The 22,337-nt window shown below is 60.3% G+C and carries 18 protein-coding genes and 1 pseudogene; 15 read left to right on the plus strand and 4 right to left on the minus strand.

The features are described from left to right. The first annotated feature begins 3 nt into the window (after positions 1-3). The 4 genes and pseudogenes from QE453_RS08550 to QE453_RS08565 all read left to right on the plus strand — a co-directional run bounded on the left by QE453_RS08550 (position 4) and on the right by QE453_RS08565 (position 4,686). On the plus strand, positions 4-1,197 hold the full coding sequence (locus tag QE453_RS08550) for an amidohydrolase family protein (protein ID WP_309776753.1): 1,194 nt from the start codon (positions 4-6) through the stop codon (positions 1,195-1,197). Continuing rightward, positions 1,197-2,691: pseudogene (locus QE453_RS08555) on the plus strand (amidohydrolase family protein). Before QE453_RS08550 ends, QE453_RS08555 begins: the two are co-directional and overlap by 1 nt. After that, positions 2,684-3,667 carry an ABC transporter ATP-binding protein gene (locus QE453_RS08560; protein WP_309776754.1) on the plus strand — a complete coding sequence of 328 codons (984 nt, stop codon included), beginning with the start codon at positions 2,684-2,686 and terminating at the stop codon, positions 3,665-3,667. Before QE453_RS08555 ends, QE453_RS08560 begins: the two are co-directional and overlap by 8 nt. After that, positions 3,664-4,686 (plus strand): oligopeptide/dipeptide ABC transporter ATP-binding protein, encoded by a 1,023-nt coding sequence (locus tag QE453_RS08565; RefSeq protein WP_309776755.1) that lies wholly within the window; start codon positions 3,664-3,666, stop codon positions 4,684-4,686. The genes QE453_RS08560 and QE453_RS08565 overlap by 4 nt, the downstream gene beginning before the upstream one ends. An 8-nt stretch (positions 4,687-4,694) precedes the next feature. On the opposite strand, the gene QE453_RS08570 is transcribed toward QE453_RS08565, so the two are convergent. Then, a complete protein-coding gene (locus tag QE453_RS08570) occupies positions 4,695-5,372 on the minus strand; it encodes a GntR family transcriptional regulator (protein WP_006700316.1) in 678 nt (225 codons plus the stop codon). Between the two features lie 129 nt (positions 5,373-5,501). Here QE453_RS08570 and QE453_RS08575 point away from each other — a divergent pair, with 129 nt between their 5' ends. From QE453_RS08575 to QE453_RS08610, 8 genes are all read left to right on the plus strand, one after another. Beyond that, positions 5,502-6,131 (plus strand): flavin reductase family protein, encoded by a 630-nt coding sequence (locus tag QE453_RS08575; RefSeq protein WP_022563864.1) that lies wholly within the window; start codon positions 5,502-5,504, stop codon positions 6,129-6,131. 21 nt (positions 6,132-6,152) lie between these two features. Beyond that, positions 6,153-6,875, plus strand: a complete 723-nt coding sequence (locus QE453_RS08580) for an aspartate/glutamate racemase family protein (protein ID WP_034498489.1) — start codon at positions 6,153-6,155, stop codon at positions 6,873-6,875. 100 nt (positions 6,876-6,975) lie between these two features. Beyond that, positions 6,976-7,899, plus strand: coding sequence for a LysR family transcriptional regulator (locus QE453_RS08585; protein WP_006700319.1), 924 nt, complete (start codon positions 6,976-6,978; stop codon positions 7,897-7,899). Between the two features lie 114 nt (positions 7,900-8,013). Continuing rightward, complete coding sequence (locus QE453_RS08590) at positions 8,014-8,493, plus strand: formate dehydrogenase subunit gamma (protein ID WP_309776757.1); 480 nt, start codon at positions 8,014-8,016, stop codon at positions 8,491-8,493. Then, positions 8,490-10,046, plus strand: a complete 1,557-nt coding sequence (locus QE453_RS08595; protein WP_309776758.1) for an NADH-quinone oxidoreductase subunit NuoF — start codon at positions 8,490-8,492, stop codon at positions 10,044-10,046. Before QE453_RS08590 ends, QE453_RS08595 begins: the two co-directional genes overlap by 4 nt. 4 nt (positions 10,047-10,050) lie before the next feature. Beyond that, the gene (fdhF, locus tag QE453_RS08600; protein WP_309776760.1) at positions 10,051-12,933 is read left to right on the plus strand and encodes a formate dehydrogenase subunit alpha; all 2,883 of its coding nucleotides are present in this window, start codon (positions 10,051-10,053) and stop codon (positions 12,931-12,933) included. A gap of 70 nt (positions 12,934-13,003) precedes the next feature. Next, on the plus strand, positions 13,004-13,348 hold the full coding sequence (locus QE453_RS08605; RefSeq protein WP_309776762.1) for a formate dehydrogenase subunit delta: 345 nt from the start codon (positions 13,004-13,006) through the stop codon (positions 13,346-13,348). A 115-nt stretch (positions 13,349-13,463) separates the two neighbouring features. Then, positions 13,464-15,116: an OFA family MFS transporter gene (locus tag QE453_RS08610; RefSeq protein ID WP_309776764.1), complete on the plus strand. Its 1,653-nt coding sequence runs from the start codon at positions 13,464-13,466 to the stop codon at positions 15,114-15,116. A 135-nt stretch (positions 15,117-15,251) separates the two neighbouring features. On the opposite strand, the gene QE453_RS08615 is transcribed toward QE453_RS08610, so the two are convergent. Genes QE453_RS08615 through QE453_RS08625 form a run of 3 tightly spaced genes read right to left on the minus strand, consistent with a single transcriptional unit; the run spans position 15,252 to position 17,839 of the window. Beyond that, a complete protein-coding gene (locus QE453_RS08615) occupies positions 15,252-16,148 on the minus strand; it encodes a dihydrodipicolinate synthase family protein (protein ID WP_309776766.1) in 897 nt (298 codons plus the stop codon). 31 nt (positions 16,149-16,179) lie between these two features. After that, on the minus strand, positions 16,180-17,061 hold the full coding sequence (locus QE453_RS08620) for an SMP-30/gluconolactonase/LRE family protein (protein WP_309776768.1): 882 nt from the start codon (positions 17,059-17,061) through the stop codon (positions 16,180-16,182). 58 nt (positions 17,062-17,119) lie between these two features. Then, complete coding sequence (locus tag QE453_RS08625) at positions 17,120-17,839, minus strand: FadR/GntR family transcriptional regulator (RefSeq protein WP_003521683.1); 720 nt, start codon at positions 17,837-17,839, stop codon at positions 17,120-17,122. A gap of 300 nt (positions 17,840-18,139) precedes the next feature. Between QE453_RS08625 and QE453_RS08630 the strand changes: the two genes are divergently transcribed. From QE453_RS08630 to QE453_RS08640, 3 genes are all read left to right on the plus strand, one after another. Further along, positions 18,140-20,089: an ABC transporter substrate-binding protein gene (locus tag QE453_RS08630; protein ID WP_309776771.1), complete on the plus strand. Its 1,950-nt coding sequence runs from the start codon at positions 18,140-18,142 to the stop codon at positions 20,087-20,089. Positions 20,090-20,211: 122 nt separating this feature from the next. Next, positions 20,212-21,198, plus strand: a complete 987-nt coding sequence (locus QE453_RS08635) for an ABC transporter permease (RefSeq protein WP_003521681.1) — start codon at positions 20,212-20,214, stop codon at positions 21,196-21,198. 9 nt (positions 21,199-21,207) lie between these two features. Continuing rightward, the gene (locus QE453_RS08640; RefSeq protein WP_004444561.1) at positions 21,208-22,332 is read left to right on the plus strand and encodes an ABC transporter permease; all 1,125 of its coding nucleotides are present in this window, start codon (positions 21,208-21,210) and stop codon (positions 22,330-22,332) included. The last annotated feature ends 5 nt before the right edge of the window (positions 22,333-22,337 follow it).

Raw genomic sequence — 22,337 nt, forward strand, 5'->3', positions numbered from 1 at the left:
TCCATGCACGATCTTCTTCTGCGCAACGTACGGCCCATGGCGGGCGAAGCCTGCGATATTTTGATCAGGAACGGCAAGATTTCAGGTTTCGGAACATTTGACGCCGAACCCGGCATGCCGGTTGAGGATGGCAAGGGAGCAATTGCCGTTCCCGGTCTTATCGATGCCCATACGCATCTGGACAAGACGACGTGGGGCATGCCCTGGCACGTCAACAATCGTGCTGCCATCCTGCGCGAGCGGATCGATTTCGAGCGGGAAAACCGCGTTCAGATCGGCATCGATCCGCATCGCCAGTCCATGCGCCATGCCATCGGCCTTGCGGCCAATGGCGGCACCCATATTCGCAGCCATGTCGATATCGACCCCACCCATGGCCTGAAACTGGTAGAGGGCATATGGGAAACCCGTGAGAAGCTTAATGGCATCATCGACATCGAGGTCGTCGCCTTCCCGCAATCCGGCGTCATGGTCATGCCCGGCACGGTGGAGCTTCTCGATGAGGCGTTGAAGCAAGGCTGCGAGGTGCTTGGCGGCATCGATCCCTGCGGAATTGACCGCGATCCGAAGGGCCAGCTGGACATTCTTTTTCAACTGGCGACAAAACACGGCGTGCCGATCGATATTCATCTGCACGAAGCCGCCGACCTCGGCGCCTTCACGATGGAGCTCATCTTCGAGCGCATCCGGGCAAACGGCATGCAGGGCAACGTTGCCATCAGCCACGCCTTTGCCCTTGGCATGAACGACTATTTGCGCGTCGGCAGGCTGATCGACGAGATTGCGCGGCTTGATGTCGCCATCCTGACCACGGGTGCGCCATCGGCAAGCGTGCCGTCGATCATGCGCCTCAAGGAGGCGGGTGTGCGCGTTGGCGGCGGCTGTGATGGCATCCGCGACACATGGGGTCCGTGGGGACAGCCGGACATGCTGGATCGCGCCAAGATCATCGGCATGAAAAACGGTCTGCGTTCGGATATCGAACTTGCGCATGTGCTCCATGTCGTTTCCAGGGGTGGCGCCGATGTCATGGGTCTTGAGGATTACGGCATGGAGATCGGCTGTGCTGCCGACTTCACGCTGCTGACCGGCGAAACGCTGGCGCATGCTGTTGTCGATATCGCGCCGCGGCCGCTGGTCGTCAAAGGCGGCCGGGTTACCGCGAGAGATGGCAAAGCCATTGTGGAGGCGCCGTGATGAGCGACGTTCTCAATGCGTTGCAACTCGGCGAAAGGCCACAAGGGCGGACGTTACTCACAGCCAGCTGGGTTGTCGGGCACAAGGATGGATCGCACCGCCTTCTGAAAAACGGCGAGGTTGTTTTCGAAAACGGCGAAATCGTCTTTGTCGGGCATGAATTTCCCGGAGAGGTCGCCCGGCGTATCGATTTTGGTAATGCGCTCGTCAGCCCCGGCCTGATCGATCTCGATGCGCTTTCCGATCTCGATACGACGATCCTCGGCATTGATCATCATCCGGGCTGGGCGAAGGGTCGTGTCTGGCCGCGCTCCTATGTCGAGGCTGGTCCTTACGAGATGTATTCCCCGGAAGAGCTTGCCTTCCAGAAGCGTTTCGCCTTCGGGCAGTCTGCTCCTCAATGGCATCACCACGGCAGCCCCCATCGCATCGCTGTTTTATCGCGAATGGGGGGAGACCGTGGCGGAATTCGAGGCGGCCGCCGATGCCGCCGGAGAACTTGGTTTGCGCGTTTATCTCAGCCCAGCCTTCCGTTCAGGCGGCATGGTGCTGGAAGAACCGGGCCGTATGGTGCCTGTTTTTGATGAGGAACGTGGTTTTCAGGGCCTCGCCGACGCAATTGCCTTCATCGAAAAGCAGAGTGGAAGGCACGGCGATCTGGTGCGCGGCATACTCGCGCCGGACCGCGTGGAAACCTCCACCCTGGCGCTCATTGAGCGCACCGACGCAGCGGCCCGCGAACTCGGCTGCAAGTTTCGTCTCCATATGGCGCAGGGCGTCATGGAGGTCGATACGGTTCGCAAGCTCCACGGTTCGACCGCGCCAGTCTGGCTCGCCAAGGCCGGGCTGCTCAGCGAAAGGCTAATTGCGCCGCACGCCACCAATGCGACGGAAGAAGATCTGGCGCTCTATGCGGAAAACGGCGTCTCCATCGTCCACTGTCCGCTGGTTTCGAGCCGTGGTGGCAGCACGCTCTCATCCTTCTCCTCCTGCCGCAAACGCGGCATCAATATCGCGATGGGAACGGATACGGCCCCGGCGGACATGCTGATGAATTTGCTCGTAGGGCTGATCACCTGCCGCATCAATGACGGTGCTCCGGACCAGATCCGCTGTGCCGATCTCTTCGATGCGGCCACACTTGGCGGCGCGCGGGCTCTTGGACGATCTGACCTTGGCCATCTTTCCCCGGGTGCAAGGGCAGACATTGCTGTCTTTGACCTCGACGATACCGTCATGGCGCCGAGCATCGATCCGATCACCACGCTGGTGACCGGCGGTTCGGGCAAGGTCACGCGGGCCGTTTTTGTCGACGGCCGTCTTTCCATGCGTGAAAGGCAGGTCGCCCGTATCGACATGCGGCGTGCCCGTGAACAGGCGCAGGCGCAGTTCGATCGCCTGATTGCAAAATATCCCGAACGGAGCTGGGCAAATCCGCCCGTCTCCGAAATCTTCCCTCCGAGCTATCCGGTGGAGGTCGCCCAGCATGGTTGACATGAACCAATCGGTTATTGATGTCCGCAATCTCAAGGTCGAGTTTCCCGGCCGTCGAGGCACCGTTACCGCGCTTTCCGATATCAGCCTTTCGATCCGGCCCGGTGAAATCCTGGGTGTTGTCGGTGAATCCGGTGCCGGCAAATCCATGACGGGCCTCGCCATACAGGGCCTGCTCGAGAAACCCGGCCACATTGCCGATGGCGAAATATGGCTCGGGTCGCGCCGTATCGATCAACTGGATGACCGGGCGATGGAAAGCATTCGCGGTCGTGAGATCGGTGCGATCTTTCAGGACCCGCTAACCTCGCTCAATCCACTCTTTACTATCGGTGCGCAGCTTGTCGAGACGATCCGCCAGCACCTGCCGCTGTCGAAAGCGGATGCACGCGCACGGGCCGTTCAACTGTTGAAGGATGTCGGCATTCCATCACCTGCTGATCGTATCGATCATTATCCGCACCAGTTTTCCGGCGGCATGCGCCAGCGTGTCGTCATTGCGCTGGCGCTCGCCGCCTCTCCGAAACTCATCATTGCCGATGAGCCGACGACGGCGCTCGATGTCTCGATCCAGGCGCAGATCATTTCCCTGCTGCGGCGGCTGTGCAAGGAAAAGCAGACGGCGGTCATGCTCGTCACCCACGATATGGGCGTCATTGCCGAGGCTGCCGACCGTGTGGCGGTGCTTTATGCCGGCCGGCTGATCGAGGTGGGCCCGGTCGAGCAGGTGCTGCACGAACCGCGCCACCCCTATACGCAGGGCCTGATGGCCTCCATTCCCTCACTTGGCGCACGGGTGGAGCGGCTGAACCAGATCGACGGCGCGATGCCGCGTCTCGATGCGATCCCGCCCGGATGCGCGTTTAATCCACGCTGTGGATTCGCCGGGCCACGCTGTCGGCGGGAAAGGCCTGAACTCGAAACCGTCGGCAACGGCGCCAGTGCGTGCTGGCTGAATGCAGGAGGCACAGCATGACACAATCCGCATCTCAAAAGGCCGCACAGAACAAGCCGGCCTTGACGGTGAAGGGCCTGACGAAAACCTTCGACGTTTCGGCCCCGCTGCTCAATCGCCTCATCGAGCGCAAACCCCGGCAGTTCGTGCAGGCCGTCAACGATATCGATTTTACCGTTCCGGCCGGCGGCTGTCTCAGTATCGTCGGTGAAAGCGGCTGCGGCAAGTCGACTGTTGCCCGCCTGGTGACAGGGCTTTTCCGGCCAAGTGCCGGCGAGTTTCAATTCGCGGCGGGCGGCAGGGGCAAACCCCTGTCGGCGCAGATGATCTTTCAGGATCCCTATGCCTCGCTCAATCCGCGCTGGCGGGTGAAGAACATCATCGCAGAGCCGATCCGCGAATTGAAGCTGCGCGCGACCAAGGCTGAAACGATGGAGCGGGTGGAGGAGCTTCTCAAAACCGTGGGCCTTTCAGCCTCCGATGGCGAAAAGTTTCCGCATGAATTTTCCGGCGGTCAACGCCAGCGCATCTCCATTGCCCGTGCATTGGCAAGCGAACCGGAATTCCTCGTCTGCGATGAGCCGACATCGGCGCTCGACGTTTCGGTGCAGGCGCAGGTGCTGAACCTCATGCGCCGCCTGCAGGATGAACTCGGCCTCACCTATCTCTTCATCAGCCACGACATGAGCGTTGTTCGTCACATGTCAGACCGTATCGCGGTGATGTATCTCGGCCGGATTGTGGAGGAGGGGGATACGGAAGAGCTTTTCGCCAATCCGCGCCATCCCTATACACGGCTGCTTCTCCAGACGATCCCTAATATCAAGGCGCCGCAGCGGGACCGGGAGATTGTTGCCGGTGAAGTGCCAAGCCCTCTGAAGCCGCCTTCGGGTTGCGCGTTTCACCCGCGTTGTCCGCTCGCAACGGCGCAATGTTCGGCAGAAGTCCCGAAGGTGAAAAGCCTTGCCAACGGCACGCGGGTTGCCTGTCATCTGGTCGAAGATGACACGCAATGGGCAGGCGAGCGACAGCGCGCCTGAGCGGGGGATCAGCCGAGCGCGGCGCGCAGGTCGTGGGAAAGGTCGCGGATTTCGCTGAGATCGAGCTCCGCTTCCACATGCTCGAGGTGGTGGGTCATCAGGTGGATGGCCCGCGACGGATCATTGTTGGCGATCGCATCGACGATTTCTGCATGTTCGTCCGGGCCGCAGTTGAAGCGATCCGTGTTACGGTAAACGGCTGTTATCAGCGACGAGCGGGAAATGAGGTCGCGCATGGTGGTAAAGAGGAAATCAGAACCGAGCGTTTCCGCAAGCAGAAGGTGGAACCCGCCGGAAAGCTTGATGATGTCGGTCGTGACGTTTTTGGCATTGGCCACGCGCTCTTTGGCCACGTGGTCGCGTAGCTTTTTGAGATCGGTCTTGGTGGCGGATTTGCAAAGTCTTTCGACAACGCATTGCTCGACGGTACGGCGCACGAAGAAGACGTCGCGGGCTTCCTCGACCGACGGTTTGGAGACGAAAGCACCGCGATTGGGAACGATAGTCACCAGTCCGTCACGTTCGAGAACGGACAAGGCCTGGCGGATTCTGGCACGGCTGACGCCAAAGATTGTCGCCAGTTGCTCTTCTTTCAGCTGCACCCCCGGACGCAGCCGGCGTTCGGCGATCGAAAGCCATACTTTCTCGACAATCTGCTGCGTGGACGGGCCGGCCTGCTCGCTCATTCGACATACTCCCCAATCGTCCTAGAGAAGCGTGATGTGAATGAAAAAGTCAACCGTATCAACGGGATTTTGGTTGCAACATTGTCAACAATATGAGAGATAATTGTAGACTAAATTAGGATGCCGATCATGGAATTCGATTTCAGCGCGCTTGAGCCCCAGAGCCGCTACCGCCTTCTGACGAATTTTATCGGTCCGCGGCCGATCGCGCTCGTGACGACCCGCTCGGAAGCGGGCCATAACAATGCAGCACCGATGAGCTTCTTCAACGTCTTTTCGCATGATCCTCCCATCGTGGTCCTCGGCATTCAGCCGAAGGTGAGCGGCGAGGAAAAGGATACGATGGTGAATATCCGCCGCACTGGCGAGTTCGTGGTCAATATGGTCGATATGTCGCTTTCGGAGCAGATGCTGATCTGCGGTCTCGGCTTCGACAATGAAGTTGACGAGATGTCGATGGCCAAGCTTACGGCCATGCCCTGCAGCAAGATCGATGCGAGTTATGCCGCGCAATCGCCCTGCGCCTTCGAGTGCCGGGTGGAGCGACTGATCGATTACCCCCGCCGCACGCTGGTGCTGGGCGAAGTGGTTCATATGCATGTCCATAACGAATGCCTCGATGAAGAGGGACGTTATGTCGATGCCGATCGCTACCAGCCGATCGCCCGGCTTCACGCCGACAACTACATCACCTCGGACCGCCAGTTTGTTTTGAAGGCGCCACCAATCACCGATTTCACCGCGCCTGACGGCAAGTGACAGCTCATCAGGATGCGTGCGATGCATATTCGTTTGATCAATCCCAATTCCACCGCCTCCATGACCGCGCAGGCTCTCGATAGCGCGTTAAGGGTCAAGCAGAAGGAGACCCACGTCTCCGCGGCAAATCCTGACGATACCCCCGTCAGCATCGAAGGGCAGGCGGATGAGGCCATGGCCGTTCCCGGGCTGCTCGCGGAAATCCGCAAGGGCGAGGCGCTGGGCGTGGATGCCTATGTGATCGCCTGTTTCGACGATCCTGGACTTCACGCCGCACGCGAAGTGGCGCGTGGACCCGTCATCGGCATCTGCCAGGCCGCCGTGCAGGTGGCGATGACGATCAGCCGCCGCTTCTCGATCATCACGACGCTGCCGCGTTCCATCGCGATCATCGAAGATCTGGTGGAAGATTACGGCGCGCAACGGCATTGCCGGAAGGTCCGGGCCATCAACCTGCCGGTTCTTGGCCTTGAAGAAGACCCGGAGGTCGCGGAAGCCCTGCTTCGTCGCGAAATCGAGGTCGCCAAGCGGGAGGATGCGGCAGAAGCAATCATTCTCGGCTGCGCGGGCATGTCCTCGCTCTGCGACCGGCTGCGCGACGCCACAGGTGTTCCGGTCATCGATGGTGTGACGGCAGCGATCAAGCTTGCCGAAGCTCTCGTTGGCGCCGGTTACAATACCTCGAAGGTCAATGCTTACGACTATCCGCGGGTGAAAGGGCCGGCCCTCGTCGCCTGCGCCTAGTTTGCAGGAAAATGCCCGCGGCCATTTGCGGGCGCTTGCGCCACGTTCTAGTGTTCTCCCGCGCACACCGGTCAAGCGGGCGCGCCGCGGGGGAGAGCGTATGATCGACAAGCTGGAATTTTTCATTGCATTGGCGCGGGCTGAACATTTCGGCCGGGCGGCGGAGGAATGTGGTGTCTCCCAGCCCAGCCTGTCGGCCGCAATTCGGCAGCTGGAGGATCAGTTGGGCGTCGTTCTCGTGGTGCGTTCAGCGCGGTATCAGGGGCTGACGCCGGAAGGCCAGCGTGTGCTTGAATGGGCGCGTCGTATCGTTGGCGATACACGCACCATGCGTGAGGAAATGCGCGCCGCCCGTAGGGGCCTTGCCGGACATATACGCCTGGCCGTCATTCCGACCGCGCTTGCCATGGTGCCGCGATTGACCGAATCCTTCCAGGCGCGCCATCCCGATGTGACTTTTTCCGTCACGTCCCGCACTTCGCTGCAGGTTTTGAGCCAGATTGAAAACCTCGAGATCGACGCGGGAATCAGTTACCTCGACAATGAGCCGCTCGGACGCGTGACCACGGTGCCGCTCTATTCCGAGCGTTATCACCTCATCGCGGCTGCCGGAACGCCACTTGCTGATCAGGAAAGCGTTACCTGGCAACAGGTTTCCAGTCTTAGGCTTTGTCTATTAACTCCGGACATGCAGAACAGGCGCATCATCAACCGGCACATGGCCGAGGCTGGCGTGGAAGCCAAGCCGACTCTCGAATCCAACTCGATGATCGTGCTTTTTTCTCATATCCGCACCGGACAATGGGCTTCAATAATGCCGCGTAACCTCGCAGAATCGTTCGGTTTTCCTAAGCAGATCAGGATAATCCCGATTACCGATCCGGACCCCGAGCACCTCGTGGGCCTGATTGCCACCCACCGGGAACCACACACTCCGCTCGTCTCCGCGCTGCTTCACGAGGCTCGCCAAAGGGCCGCCGAGAAGGCATTTGATAGGAATTTCCTATCAAATGACGGAAACTGATTATTGACCTGATCCCGCCGATCTCGACATTCTTGCAAGCACTGCAGGGCGGCGAAAGGATTGACTATATCCCGCTCGTTATCCCTGCCCCTGTCGGTTTGGGAGGACTGGCTTATGAATATTCGAGCGGTTGCCGTAGATGAGGCGGCGCGTGTTTCCGCCATCATTGATGAATTTCTCCATCTGGAGGGGCCTTTGCTGCCCATCCTGCACGCAATGCAGGAAGAATTCGGCTATATCCCGGAAAGCGCCAAGCAGATCATCGCATCCGCGCTGAACATATCGCGCGCAGAGGTTCATGGCGTCGTCACCTTCTACCCCGATTTCCGTGATCATCCGCATGGTCGCCATGTCTTAAAGCTCTGTCGCGCCGAGGCTTGCCAGTCGATGGGTGGCGAGCCTCTTGCGCAAACCATCAAGAGCCGCCTCGGCCTCGACTGGCACGAAACCGCGCCCGACGGTTCCGTCACGCTTGAGCCGGTCTTCTGTCTCGGGCTCTGCGCTCAGGCACCGGCCCTGATGCTGGATGGCGAAGTCCATGCCCGTCTTGATGAGGACTGTCTTGTCGACATTCTGGCGGAGGCACGCCGATGAGTGTCACCGTTTTTGTTCCCGGCGATTCCGCCGCTCTTGCCGTTGGTGCAAACCGCGTTGCCGATGCCATCGCCCGTGAGGCCGCTGGCCGAAACCTTGAGGTCGAGATTGTGCGCAACGGCTCGCGCGGCATGCTCTGGCTTGAAGTGCTGGTTGAAGTGCGCACCGAGCATGGCCGTATCGCCTATGGCCCCGTCAAGGCGAGCGACGTCGCCTCGCTTTTTGACGCAGATTTTCTGAAAGGTAGGGCCCATCGCCTCTGTCTCGGGCCGACAAAGGACATTCCGTTCCTGAAGAGCCAGACGCGTCTCACATTTGCCCGATGTGGCGTGACCGATCCATTGTCGCTGGAGGATTATCGCACCTATCAGGGCATGAAGGGTCTTGAAAAAGCTGTGGCGATGGCCCCGCTGGATATCGTTGCGGAGGTGACCCGGAGCGGCCTGCGCGGACGCGGCGGCGCTGGTTTCCCCACCGGCATCAAATGGAAGACCGTTGCCGATGCGGTGGCGGACCAGAAATATATCGTCTGCAATGCGGATGAGGGCGACAGCGGCACTTTCGCCGACCGGATGATCATGGAAGGCGACCCCTTCGTGCTGATCGAAGGCATGGCGATTGCCGGCCTCGCCGTCGGCGCGACCAAGGGCTTCATCTATACCCGCTCGGAATATCCCTACGCCATCAGGGTCATGGAAAAGGCGATCGAAATCGCAAGGCGTGAGGGTATTCTCGGGTCCTCCGTCCTCGGGTCAGGCCGCGCTTTCGACATGGAAGTGCGCATGGGCGCCGGCGCCTATGTCTGTGGCGAGGAGACCTCGCTTCTCAATAGCCTCGAAGGCAAACGCGGAACGGTGCGCGCCAAGCCGCCGTTACCAGCCCTGCAGGGCCTGTTCGGCAAGCCGACCGTCGTGAACAACGTGATTTCGCTCGCTTCCATTCCGGTCATCATGGATCGTGGCGCAGCGTTTTATCGCGATTTCGGCGTCGGCCGCTCGCACGGCACCATCCCGATCCAGCTTGCTGGCAACCTCAAGCATGGCGGGCTTTACGAAACCGCCTTCGGTCTGACGCTCGGGCAGCTTGTGAACGATATCGGCGGCGGCACGATCAGCGGCCGGCCTGTCAAGGCGGTGCAGGTGGGTGGACCACTCGGCGCTTATTTCCCGGTGTCGCTGTTCGACACGGTCTTTGACTACGAAGCGTTTACGGCGGCTGGTGGCCTGATAGGCCATGCGGGCATCGTGGTGTTCGATGATACGGCAGACATGCTGCATCAGGCCCGGCTTGCGCTGGAATTCTGCGCCGTCGAAAGTTGCGGCAAGTGCACGCCCTGTCGCATCGGCTCCACGCGTGGTGTCGAGACGGTTGACAAGATTGCGCTCGGCATCGAGCGGGAGAAAAACACGGCGTTGCTGGAAGACCTCTGCGAAACCATGAAATTCGGTTCGCTCTGTGCGCTCGGCGGTTTCACGCCCTATCCCGTCATGAGCGCGCTCCGGCATTTCCCGGATGATTTTGCCCCCACCCCACGTGTTGAAGCGGCGGAGTAAGACCATGGCCCTTGTAACCGAATTCGACTACGGCACCCCCAAGTCCAACGCCACTGATATGGTGACGCTCACAATCGACGGCCGCCAGGTGACTGTTCCCGCGGGAACGTCGATCATGCGCGCCTCGCGTGAAGCGGGCATCGATGTGCCGAAACTCTGCGCCACCGACATGGTGGATGCCTTCGGCTCGTGCCGGCTCTGTCTTATCGAGGTGGAGGGCCGCAACGGCACGCCCGCCTCCTGCACCACGCCTGTTGCCGCCGGTCTCGTCGTGCATACGCAGACAGAGCGGCTGAAGCAGATCCGCAAGGGCGTGATGGAGCTTTACATCTCCGATCACCCGCTCGACTGCCTGACCTGCGCCGCCAATGGCGATTGCGAGTTGCAGGATATGGCGGGCGCGGTGGGCCTTCGTGACGTGCGTTATGGTTACGAGGGCGACAATCACGTCAAGGCCCGCACCGGGGAGGGCGATCTTAATGCCCGCTTTATGCCGAAGGACGAAAGCAATCCCTATTTCACCTATGATCCTTCCAAATGCATCGTCTGTTCCCGTTGCGTGCGCGCCTGCGAGGAAGTGCAGGGCACCTTCGCGCTCACGATCGAAGGCCGCGGTTTTGAAAGCAGGGTATCGCCCGGCGCGCACGAGGCATTCCTCGATTCCGACTGCGTATCCTGCGGCGCCTGCGTGCAGGCCTGTCCGACCGCGACGCTCACCGAAAAATCGGTGATCGAGATTGGCCAGCCGGAACATTCGATGGTGACCACCTGCGCCTATTGCGGCGTCGGTTGCTCCTTCAAGGCGGAAATGCGTGGTGAAGAGCTGGTGCGCATGGTGCCGTGGAAGGATGGACAGGCAAACCGTGGCCATTCCTGCGTCAAGGGCCGCTTCGCTTACGGATATGCGACCCACAGAGATCGTATCCTCAACCCGATGATTCGCGAAAGGATCAGCGATCCGTGGCGGGAAGTCACCTGGGAGGAAGCCTTCTCCCACGTTGCGTCCGAGTTCCGGCGCATCCAGGGCACCTATGGGAAAGAGTCCATTGGCGGCATCACCTCGTCCCGCTGTACGAATGAGGAAACATTCCTCGTCCAGAAACTCATTCGCGCCGGATTCGGCAACAATAACGTTGATACCTGCGCCCGCGTCTGCCATTCGCCCACGGGTTATGGTCTTGGCCAGGCCTTCGGCACATCTGCCGGCACGCAGAATTTCGACAGCGTGGAGCATTCCGATGTCGTGCTTGTCATCGGCGCCAATCCGACCGACGGCCATCCCGTTTTCGGTTCGCGGCTGAAGAAGCGGCTACGTCAGGGCGCAAAGCTGATCGTCATCGATCCGCGCCGTATCGATCTTGTCCGCACGCCACATGTGGAGGCCGCTTTCCACCTGCCGCTGCTGCCGGGAACCAACGTTGCGGTGCTGACGGCGCTTGCCCATGTGATCGTCACGGAAGGTTTGTTCAATGAGGCCTTCATTCGCGAGCGTTGCGACTGGTCGGAGTTCGAGGATTGGGCCGCCTTCGTTGCCGAGCCGCAGCATAGTCCGGAACAGACGGAACGTTTCACGGGCGTACCGGCTGAAGATCTGCGCGGCGCGGCCCGGCTTTATGCCAAGGGTGGCAATGGCGCGATCTATTATGGTCTTGGCGTTACCGAACACAGCCAGGGTTCAACGACCGTCATGGCGATTGCCAATCTTGCCATGGCGACCGGCAACATCGGCCGTCCCGGGGTGGGCGTCAATCCGCTGCGCGGTCAGAACAATGTGCAGGGCTCCTGTGATATGGGGTCTTTCCCGCACGAGCTGCCGGGCTATCGCCATATCTCCGATGATGCGACACGCGATGTGTTCGAGAAACTCTGGGGCGTGAAGCTCAACAACGAGCCGGGCCTACGTATCCCCAACATGCTGGATGCCGCTGTCGATGGCAGCTTCAAGGGCATCTATATTCAGGGCGAGGACATTCTCCAGTCGGACCCCGATACCAAGCACGTTTCCGCCGGTCTTGCCGCCATGGAATGTGTCGTGGTGCACGATCTCTTCCTGAACGAGACGGCGAATTACGCGCATGTGTTCCTGCCGGGTTCCACCTTCCTCGAAAAGGACGGCACCTTTACCAATGCCGAGCGCCGCATCAACCGCGTGCGCAAGGTCATGTCGCCGAAGAACGGTTATGCCGACTGGGAAGTAACCCAGAAGCTGGCGCAGGCCATGGGTCTTTTGTGGAACTACACCCATCCCTCCGAGATCATGGACGAAATAGCGGCAACGACGCCAAGTTTTGCCAGCGTTTCCTATGCCTATCTCGAAGAGAAGGGCTCGGTGCAATGGCCCTGCAACGAAAAATTCCCAGAGGGTTCGCCGATCATGCATGTCGACGGCTTCGTGCGCGGCAAGGGCAAGTTCATCCGCACGGAATATGTGGCGACGGATGAGCGCACCGGTCCGCGTTTCCCGCTGCTGCTCACCACCGGCCGCATCCTGTCGCAATACAATGTCGGGGCGCAGACACGGCGCACCGAAAACGTCGTCTGGCACGAGGAGGATCGTCTGGAAATCCATCCCCATGACGCCGAACAGCGCGGCGTGAAGGACGGCGACTGGATCAAGCTTGTGAGCCGCTCGGGCGATACGACGCTGCGAGCGCTGATTACGGATCGTGTGGCGCCGGGCGTGGTCTATACGACCTTCCACCATCCCGGCACGCAGGCGAACGTCATCACGACAGACTTTTCCGACTGGGCGACCAACTGCCCGGAATACAAGGTGACGGCGGTTCAGGTCTCTCCCTCCAACGGACCAACGGAATGGCAGGAAGAATATGATGCGCTTTCGCGTCAGTCCCGCCGCATCGCCGGCAAGCTGGAAGCTGCGGAATAATCGGGGCCGGGCTTGTCCCGGCCTTCTCATCATGTGGCGTCGGGACGTGAACTGGCGCGGGGAGTAGATCATGTTACCCAATCACACGGACGAAAAGCTGGTGAGGATGGCGAACCAGATTGCGACGTTTTTTCTGTCACAGCCGGAAGATATCCGTCTCGATGGTGTTGCCACCCATATCAACAAGTTCTGGGAACCGCGCATGCGGCGGCGCTTCTTTGAGATGGTGGACGCCGGTGCCGGTGATTTTCTGCCACTCGTGATTGCCGCATCCAGAGAGATCAGAAGGCCAGACGCGCCAGCGGCCGATGCCGTAGGGCTCGGCGAAGACGCAAAGGGCGCACCGGGCGGCAAGGGACCGATTGCGGGGGAATCCCTTTCGGAACCGAGCGTGCCCGAAACAACGCGCGTCTGACGCGTGCGGAAATGAATGAAGCTTGCCGCCGCATGGGAGGACGTTCGGCGGCATCGCTATTCGCCTGGCGGGGCGAATGACAAATGTCCAGACATTCACGAGGGAGGTAGTGTCAATGGCAGTAGCAGGCGCAACGGCGGGAGAGGCGGCGCAAGCCGGGTTTTTGGACCGCGAACGAATAATCGCAAGACCGGGTTTCAATCGCTGGCTGGTGCCGCCGGCGGCCCTTGCCATCCATCTGTGCATCGGCATGGCCTATGGTTTTAGCGTATTTTGGCTGCCGCTGTCGAAAGCGTTGCCAGCGACGGATCCGAGTTGCTCCGCCCTGACCCTGATGGGCGCGTTGTTTACCACCGAGTGCAACTGGCGCGTGGCTGATCTCGGCTGGATCTATACGCTCTTCTTCGTGCTTCTCGGCTGCTCGGCGGCTATCTGGGGCGGCTGGCTGGAACGGGTGGGACCCCGCATGGCGGGCTTCGTTTCCGCCTGCTGCTGGTGCGGCGGCATTCTGGTGGCAGCCGTTGGCGTCATGACCCACCAATTGTGGCTGATGTGGCTGGGTGCCGGCGTCATTGGCGGCGTTGGCCTTGGCCTCGGTTATATTTCGCCGGTCTCGACCCTGATCAAATGGTTCCCGGATCGTCGCGGCATGGCCACGGGCATGGCCATCATGGGGTTTGGCGGCGGTGCCATGATTGGCGCACCACTTGCCAACCTGCTGATGAACAGCTTCAAGACCGAGACGTCTGTCGGCGTCTGGCAGACCTTCGTCGTCATGGCGTTGATATACTTCGTCTTCATGATGGCCGGCGCCTTCGGATATCGCATTCCGCCTGCGGGCTGGCGCCCGGAAGGCTGGGCGGCGCCGGCGGCCAAAAGCGCCATGATCACAACGCGACACGTCCATCTGCGCGACGCGCATAAGACGAAACAGTTCTGGCTGATCTGGGCGGTGCTCTGCCTGAATGTTTCGGCCGGCATCGGTGTCATCGGCATGGCCTCTCCGATGCTGCAGGAAATTTTTGCGGGTTCTCTGATCGGCCTTCCGGGTGTCGGTTTTGCTGATCTCGATGCCGGACAGAAGGCGCAGATTGCGGCGATTGCCGCGGGCTTCACCGGCCTTCTTTCGCTTTTCAACATTGGCGGCCGTTTCTTCTGGGCGTCCATGTCGGACAAGATCGGCCGCAAGAACACTTACTTCTGCTTCTTCATTCTCGGCATCATTCTTTACGCGCTGGCGCCGACGCTCGCGACGATGGGCAACAAGGCGCTTTTCGTTCTCGCCTTCGGTATCATCCTGTCCATGTATGGCGGCGGTTTCGCCACCATCCCGGCCTATCTTGCGGACATCTTCGGCACGCAGTTCGTCGGCGCAATCCACGGCCGTCTCCTGACGGCATGGGCGACTGCCGGCATCGCCGGTCCCGTCGTCGTCAATTACATCCGCGAGGCGCAGATCGCGGCGGGCGTGGCACCCGGACCCGCACTCTACACAAGCACCATGTATATTCTGGCAGGCATGCTGGCGATCGGCCTCGTGGCCAACGCCTTCGTGCGGCCGCTCTCGGACAAATGGTTCATGTCGGATTCGGAGGTGGCGGCGCTTCAGGCGAAGACCGCGGCCGCGAATGCCGGGCCGACAGGCTCCTTCGGGATCGGTCGCGGTGGACTGGACGCCAAGGCCGCTCTTGCCTGGGCTGCGGTTGGTATTCCGCTTCTCTGGGGCGTGTGGGTCACGGTAAAAAGCAGTCTGGCGCTATTCGGCTAGGCGTTCCGCCAAAAACTCATGTGCCGGCTCTTGGCCGGCACATGATCGATCAAGGCGAGGCGGCGCGGTTCGGATCACGTCAGATGAACCGCGCCCCGTCATTTGCGTAATTTGCAGCTGGACGGTTCGGCGCCATCAAGACCAGCTGGCAAGCAGTCCCTCAAGGGTCGCACGGTCCTCTTTATCCAGACGCGCCAATCCCGGTGCGCGCACCGGGCCAACTTTGAACCCGAGTATGTCCATGGCTTCCTTCACAACGGTCACATTGGCGCCGTTGCGATATCGTGTGCGCAGCCGCTCGAACATTTCGATCTTTTGAACAATCTTCCGTGCAGCCGTAAAATCGCCTGAGGTCAGTGCCTCATGAACTTGCAGCGAAAATTGCGGCGCCACGTTAACGAGGCCGGAGGTGAAGCCGCGCGCACCGGCCGCCGAAAAAGCGGGCGCCCAGCTTTCAGCCAGTCCGCAGACATATAGAGCGCCGTTCGGATCGGAAGCGGCAATCGCGCGCGACAGAAGCATGATGTCGGTCGTCGCGAACTTGATGCCGGCGACATTCGGGTGGCTCGCAAGCCGTACCATGTCATCGACCGAAAAGCCGTCCGCCCGGACATAAGCGACCAGCGGCAGTTCGCTGCCTTCAGCGAGGCCGGTAAAGTAGTCGATTTGCGATTGCGGGGCTGCGAAAGGATCGACTGGCTGATGCGACATGACGGCGGATGCGCCCATTTCTTTTGCCTGACGCGCCAAGGAGAGCGCTTCGCGCTGAGAGCGTCCAATAGCCGCCGTGACCGGGGCTTTCCCGCCGACACCTTCTATCGCGGCCTCATAGACCTTCAGAATTTCTGCAGGCGTCAAGGCGTAGAATTCGCCGGTATTGCCTGCCGCGACGATATTATGGATTCCAGCCTTTGCAACGCGTGCGTAAACCTCGGCGGTAACACCGGTCTCCACTTCGCCGCTTGCATCGTAAGCCGTTACCGGAACGCCGGAGATGCCCTTCAGGGCCTGGCGAAAATCGAATGTCGTCATCAACTGGGTTCCTTAAGATCAAAAGTCATCTTCAGATGGAGAATTTGTGAACAGGCGTGCCGGCGACCGGGGCATCGAATGCAACAACCGTACCTGCTGTGGTTATTCCGCCCGTCTCGGTGACGAGACTTGTGAGGTAGATCGTCTTGAGGTCGGGACCGCCGAAACAGGGCATGGTCGGCCCCTTGAACGGCAGCCTGTAGACCTCGAACAATTCGCCGTCCGGTGAAAAGCGGTTGAGACGTCCCGCCTGAACGCCGGCGCTCCAGTAGCAGCCTTCGCAATCGGTCGCCGCACCGTCCGGCCTGCCTTCATCCGGCGCGAAATCGTGCAGACGTTCGGGCGGGCCGATCCTGCCGGTCGCAGCGTCGAAATCGAACGCCTGAAGCATGAGGCCGCTGCTGTCGGAATGGTACATGCGTCTGCCGTCCGGGCTCCAGGCAAGTCCGTTCGAAGTGAACATGTCGCCATCGATGATGCGTTCGATGCCACCATCCGGGGCAACGCGATAGAGCCGTGCATTGCCCGTCTGTATCGCGGCCTCATCGCGGGTCCCCACCCAGAAATGGCCGTCCGGGCCGACTTTTCCGTCGTTGAGGCGGCTGTCGGGCCGCCCGCCGTCCGGATCGCAGAGAAAATCGAGCTTGCCGCTCGCGGGATTAAGAAGATGCACGCCGGTCCTGAGGCCCGCCACTATCAAGCCATTGTCGCAAAGGCCGAGACAGCCGACCTGGGCGGGCATGTCGTATCTGTCGAGTTTTCCGCCGGGATGCAGGCGGAAAATGGCGGGCGCGAGAATATCGACGAACCACAGATCGCCGGTTCGCTCGTCCCAGGCAGGCGATTCGCCGACCTTCAACGGGGTATCGATCAAGGAACGGAGCTTCGGTTCTATGATATGCGGCTGGCTCACTGGTTCCTCTCCCTCATCCGCCCTTTATGATTCTATTTTCGACAGTGCAGGATGCGGCCTAACTGCCAACGCCCTGAAACATGCGGGCGCGCGCCTTCAATATGTGGTCTTTCATCGCGTCATGCGCAGCCTGCTCCCGTCGCGCAAAAATCGCTTCCACGATTGCCGTGTGCTCGTTCTGGACTTCGCGCACATGCTGCGGCGTCCGCTTGAGGCTGAGGCTGCGTGTCACCGACTGGCCGATTGCGAAATGCGGCTTGAACCAGATCCGCACCGTGATGTGGAACTGGTTGTGGCTCGCCTTCGCGATGGCTTCGTGCAGGGCGAAATCTTCCTCAGCACCGAGATCGTTGCGCTCGAGACATTGTTCCAGCGCGGCAATCGCCTGCTCGATCCGCACCCTGTCAGCGGCCTGCCAGTTGCGCGCCGCAAGCTCAGCCGCGGAAGCCTCCAATCCGGCCCTGAACTCAAAAAAACGCTGCACGTCGGCCAGCGAGCCGACCGGCACCTGTTGCAACACGGAAGAATCCGGCTGCTGGCGTACATAGGAGCCGGATCCCTTTTGCGAAACGATAAGCTCGTCGTTCCGAAGCCGCTCCAGCGCCTCCCGCACGACCGGCCGCGATGCACCGAACAGCGACGCCAGATTCTGTTCCGATGGCAGCCGCTCGTTCACAGGAAACCGCCCGTCCGAAATCATGCCGACGATTTTTTCGTAGATGATGTCGCTCAGCCGAGTTTCGCCTCGAGCGGCGGCAGATGCAGTGTGATTGTCCATCAGCAGCCCTTTCGTTGCAAATCGCTGAAGTTAATGGGTTTCCTGCATTTCAATCGCAACAGAAATACCGGAGTTTTTGTGCGCGAGGGGCTGTCCTACCGATTTTTTCTTCAAGCCTGATTCCGAAAACCGGCCTACAAATAAAAAAGATGTAAAAATCTGTCAATACTTGTAATCATCTGAAAACGCCCATATGGTCTGCCCCTGCCGATGGAGGATCGGCCTGCTGGCTGGCCGGGAGGGCCGTCGCGGTTCGGTGAAAGCCGTCTCGCTGCCGGTGATTTTTTGGGAGGATTGTCGATGCGCGATGGCGAAGCATTTTCACTGGGCGTAACGCGCCGAACCTTTATGGCGGGTGTTGGCGGCGTGGCCGCACTTTCCGTCATGGGAGCCTCGGCGCGGGCTGCTGCCGGCAAGCAGGCGCCGGAACTGGAGGCGCTGGTAAAGGACGGCAAATTGCCGCCCTTGGCCGAACGCCTGCCGAAAAATCCGATGGTGGTGACGCCGCACGAGAAAATCGGCACCTATGGCGGCACATTGCGCCGTGGCCTGCGCGGTTCGTCGGACCATAACGGCATCCTGCGCATGGTCGGCAATCAGGGCCTTGTTCGCTGGAACATGGATTTCACCGAGGTTCTGCCGAACCTTGCGGTGAAATGGGAGGTCAACGACGATGCCTCACAATTCACCTTCCATTTGCTGGAGGGCGCAAAATGGTCGGACGGCCACCCCTTCACCGCCGATGACGTGGTGTTCGCCATCGAGGACTGCATCAAGAACAAGGAGCTTTACAGCGCCACGCCGGCGCAGCTCTCCGTGGCCGGCAAGGCGGTCGATGTCGAAAAAGTCGACGATTTCACGGTAAAGTTCAAATTCGCCGCGCCGAATGCGCTTTATCTCGAAAACCTCGCCACGCCGCTCGGCCAGCATCCGACGCTGTTTCCCAAGCACTATTGCAGCAAGTTCCTGCCGAAATACAACACGGCGCTCGATGCCGATGTGAAGGCGGCGGGCGTCTCCAGCTGGACCGAACTGTTCCGCGCCAAATGCGGGGATATCGAAATTCCCTCCCGCTGGTCGAATGTCGACAAGCCGACGCTTGATCCATGGGTGGTGAAGGAGCCTTACTCCGGCGGTGCGACACGGGTGGTCATGACCCGCAACCCATACTTCTGGCAGGTCGATACCGAAGGTAACCAGTTACCCTATATCGACGAAATCAATTTCGGCATTTCGCAGGATGTGGAATCGCTGATGCTGAACGTCATTTCCGGCAAGATCGACATTCAGGAGCGCCATATCAGCGTTCTCGCCAACAAGCCGACCCTGTCGCAGAACATGAAAAAGGGCGACTACCGCCTGCTGACTTTGGTGCCGTCTGCCGCGCAGCAGTGCCAGATTTACCTGAACATCACCCACAAAGACCCGGCAATGCGCAAGATGTTTGCAGACAAGTCTTTCCGTCAGGCATTGTCCATCTCGCTCAACCGGCAGGAAATCATCGACATCGTTTATTTCGGCCAAAGCGAAGGGTATCAGGCCGGGCCACGTCCGACACATCCCTGGTACAACGAAAAGCTCGCGCGGCAATTCACCGAATATGATGCCGACAAGGCGAACGAGCTTCTCGACAAGGCCGGTTACGACAAGAAGAACGGCAACGGCATGCGGCTTCGTCCCGACGGCCAGCCGATCTTCTTCTCCATCGATGTCATCCCGACGCTCTATCCCGATCTGGTCGATGCGCTGGAGCTGGTGAAGGCGCAATGGGCGCAGATCGGCGTCGACATCAAGGTCAATACCATCGAACGCGCGCTCTATTATACACGCGGCGATGACAACGCCCATGATGCCGCCGTCTGGCCCGGTCCCGGCGGTCTCGATCCGATGCTCGACCCGCGCGATTTCTTCGCCTTCCACCCGCAGGGGTCGCGTTACGCCATTCCGTGGGCGCTCTGGTATACATCCAACGGCCAGAAGGGCGAGGAGCCGCCAGAAAGCCAGAAAAAGCGCTTCAAGCTTTTCGATGAGGCGCGCTCCACGGCCGACCTTGCCAAGCGCGGCGAGAAGATGAAGCAGATCTTCGACATTGCGGCGGAAGAGTTCGAAACGATCGGCCTCTGCCTTGCGGTGGGCGGTTTCGGCATCATCCGCAACAATCTGCGCAACGTGCCGGAAACGGAACCCGACAGCTGGACCTGGCCCAATCCCGGCCCGGCGCTGCCGCAACAGTTCACCTTCACAAGCTGATAACGCCACATGGGCGTCGCTGCCGCAACGCGGCGACGCCTCTCAGGTTGTTTCGACCACCCACAAGCCCGTCTCCTGAGTGGAAGGCGGCGCGTGCGGCACAATGTGATTGCGAGAACGACATGCTGCTTTTCATCGTAAAACGCCTGCTGTGGATGATACCGTCCCTGTTTGCCGTCAGTTTCCTTGCCTTTGTCCTGATCCAGCTGCCGCCCGGCGACTATGTGACGACCTATATCGCCACACTGGCCGCCTCCAACGAGGTCATCGACCACAATACGGCGGCGCAGCTGCGCGAACGTTTCGGCCTCGATGACCCGATGATCGTGCAATATCTGAAATGGATATGGGGCATCGTCAGCCGCGGCGATTTCGGCATTTCGTTCGAGTGGCAGCAGCCGGTTTCAGGCCTCATCTGGGAGCGCATGGCGCTGACGCTGGTTCTGGCCATCGCAAGCCTTCTTGCAACCTGGGCCATCGCGCTTCCCATTGGCGTCTTCTCCGCCGTGCGCAAATATTCGATAGGCGACTATCTCTTCACTGCCTTTTCTTTTTTCGGCCTTTCCATACCCTCGTTCCTGCTGGCGCTGGTGCTGATGTATGTCGCGGCGGTAGAGTTCGGGGCCGATGTCGGCGGGCTGTTTTCCGCGGAATATGAGACCGCCTCGTGGAGCATCGCCAAGATGATGGACCTGATGGCCCATATCTGGCTGCCGGTCGCCATCCTTGCCGTGTCTTCCACCGCAAGCCTCATCCGCGTCATGCGCGCCAATATGCTGGATGAATTGCCCAAGCCCTATGTAACCACGGCGCGGGCGAAGGGATTGTCCGAGTTTAAGCTGCTGACGAAATATCCGCTCAGAATTGCGCTCAATCCCTTCATCTCCACCATCGCATGGCTGTTGCCCAATCTCATTTCGGGCTCCGTGGTTGTCGCCATCGTGCTCAATCTGCCGACGGCCGCGCCGCTGCTCTTGCAGTCGCTGATGGCGCAGGACATGTATCTCGCCGGCGCTTTCGTGCTGCTGATCTGCGCGCTGACGCTGATCGGTTCGCTGATCAGCGACATCCTGCTTGCGCTGGTCGATCCGCGCATCCGGCTCGAATAGGAGGGCACCATGAGCGATATCACCATGACCACCAATGCCCGGCAGGACCGCGCCGCCGTCGCTTCGCAGTGGCAGCTCATCTGGTGGGCGTTCAAACGCCACAAGCTGGCCATGGCCGCCCTGTTCATCACCATCGCCATGTATATCGTCGCGCTGGTGCCGGGCTTCTTCGCCATCAACGATCCGGTGCTTCAGAATGCCCGCGCCACCTTCCATCCGCCGCAGCGCGTCCACTTCATCGATACGACCGAGGGTTTCTCGCTCGGGCTGCACTATTATCCGCTGAAGCTGACCCGCAATCCGGAGACGCTTGCGGCGGTCTTCGTCGAGGATACGGCGAAGAAAATTCCGGTTCAGCTTTTTGGTCGCGGTTACGAATATTCCGTGTTCGGCCTGTTCACCACGGACCTCCATCTGCTGGCATCCACCGACAAAACGCGGCCGTTGTTCCTCTTCGGCGCGGATCGTCTCGGGCGCGATGTCTTCAGTCGCGTTGTGCAGGGCGCGCAGGTTTCCCTGTCGATCGGTCTTGTCGGCGTGTTCTTCTCGCTGCTGCTCGGCGTCGTTCTCGGTGGCATATCCGGTTATTACGGCGGCCGCATCGATTTCGTCATGCAGCGTGTGATCGACTTCGTGCTGTCGCTCCCCACCATTCCCATCTGGCTGGCGCTGGCCGCCGCCCTGCCGCAGGGCTGGCCTGCCACGCTGCAATATATGATGATCACCATCATCCTGTCCCTGACCGGTTGGGCGCAGCTCGCCCGTGTCGTGCGCGGCCGGTTCCTGTCGCTCAGGACCGAAGAGTTCGTGGCCGCGGCCCGGCTGGATGGCGTGCCGGAAGGGCGCATCATCTTCCGCCATATGCTGCCGAGCTTTTCGAGCCATATTATCGCTTCGGTCACGCTTGCGGTTCCGGCGATGATCCTTGCGGAAACATCGCTGTCCTTCCTCGGTCTAGGTCTGCAGCCGCCGACGATTTCCTGGGGCGTTTTGCTTCGCGAGGCGCAGAATATCCGCTCGATTGCAACCGCACCCTGGCTGTTCCTGCCCGGTGTGGCTGTCGTTATTGCCGTCATGGCTCTCAATCTGCTCGGCGACGGCCTGCGCGACGCAGCCGACCCCTATAACAAGTGAGGCCC

Source organism: Agrobacterium sp. SORGH_AS_0440 (assembly GCF_031453135.1).
In the GTDB taxonomy this organism is placed as follows: domain Bacteria; phylum Pseudomonadota; class Alphaproteobacteria; order Rhizobiales; family Rhizobiaceae; genus Agrobacterium; species Agrobacterium pusense.

Excerpts from the sequence above, each read along its gene's own strand:
- QE453_RS08550 (WP_309776753.1), top strand. The coding sequence starts at position 4 with ATGCACGATCTTCTTCTGCGCAACGTACGGCCCATGGCGGGCGAAGCC.
- QE453_RS08560 (WP_309776754.1), top strand. The coding sequence starts at position 2,684 with ATGGTTGACATGAACCAATCGGTTATTGATGTCCGCAATCTCAAGGTC.
- QE453_RS08565 (WP_309776755.1), top strand. The coding sequence starts at position 3,664 with ATGACACAATCCGCATCTCAAAAGGCCGCACAGAACAAGCCGGCCTTG.
- QE453_RS08570 (WP_006700316.1), bottom strand. The coding sequence starts at position 5,372 with ATGAGCGAGCAGGCCGGCCCGTCCACGCAGCAGATTGTCGAGAAAGTA.
- QE453_RS08575 (WP_022563864.1), top strand. The coding sequence starts at position 5,502 with ATGGAATTCGATTTCAGCGCGCTTGAGCCCCAGAGCCGCTACCGCCTT.
- QE453_RS08580 (WP_034498489.1), top strand. The coding sequence starts at position 6,153 with ATGCATATTCGTTTGATCAATCCCAATTCCACCGCCTCCATGACCGCG.
- QE453_RS08585 (WP_006700319.1), top strand. The coding sequence starts at position 6,976 with ATGATCGACAAGCTGGAATTTTTCATTGCATTGGCGCGGGCTGAACAT.
- QE453_RS08590 (WP_309776757.1), top strand. The coding sequence starts at position 8,014 with ATGAATATTCGAGCGGTTGCCGTAGATGAGGCGGCGCGTGTTTCCGCC.
- QE453_RS08595 (WP_309776758.1), top strand. The coding sequence starts at position 8,490 with ATGAGTGTCACCGTTTTTGTTCCCGGCGATTCCGCCGCTCTTGCCGTT.
- fdhF (WP_309776760.1), top strand. The coding sequence starts at position 10,051 with ATGGCCCTTGTAACCGAATTCGACTACGGCACCCCCAAGTCCAACGCC.
- QE453_RS08605 (WP_309776762.1), top strand. The coding sequence starts at position 13,004 with ATGTTACCCAATCACACGGACGAAAAGCTGGTGAGGATGGCGAACCAG.
- QE453_RS08610 (WP_309776764.1), top strand. The coding sequence starts at position 13,464 with ATGGCAGTAGCAGGCGCAACGGCGGGAGAGGCGGCGCAAGCCGGGTTT.
- QE453_RS08615 (WP_309776766.1), bottom strand. The coding sequence starts at position 16,148 with ATGACGACATTCGATTTTCGCCAGGCCCTGAAGGGCATCTCCGGCGTT.
- QE453_RS08625 (WP_003521683.1), bottom strand. The coding sequence starts at position 17,839 with ATGGACAATCACACTGCATCTGCCGCCGCTCGAGGCGAAACTCGGCTG.
- QE453_RS08630 (WP_309776771.1), top strand. The coding sequence starts at position 18,140 with ATGCGCGATGGCGAAGCATTTTCACTGGGCGTAACGCGCCGAACCTTT.
- QE453_RS08635 (WP_003521681.1), top strand. The coding sequence starts at position 20,212 with ATGCTGCTTTTCATCGTAAAACGCCTGCTGTGGATGATACCGTCCCTG.
- QE453_RS08640 (WP_004444561.1), top strand. The coding sequence starts at position 21,208 with ATGAGCGATATCACCATGACCACCAATGCCCGGCAGGACCGCGCCGCC.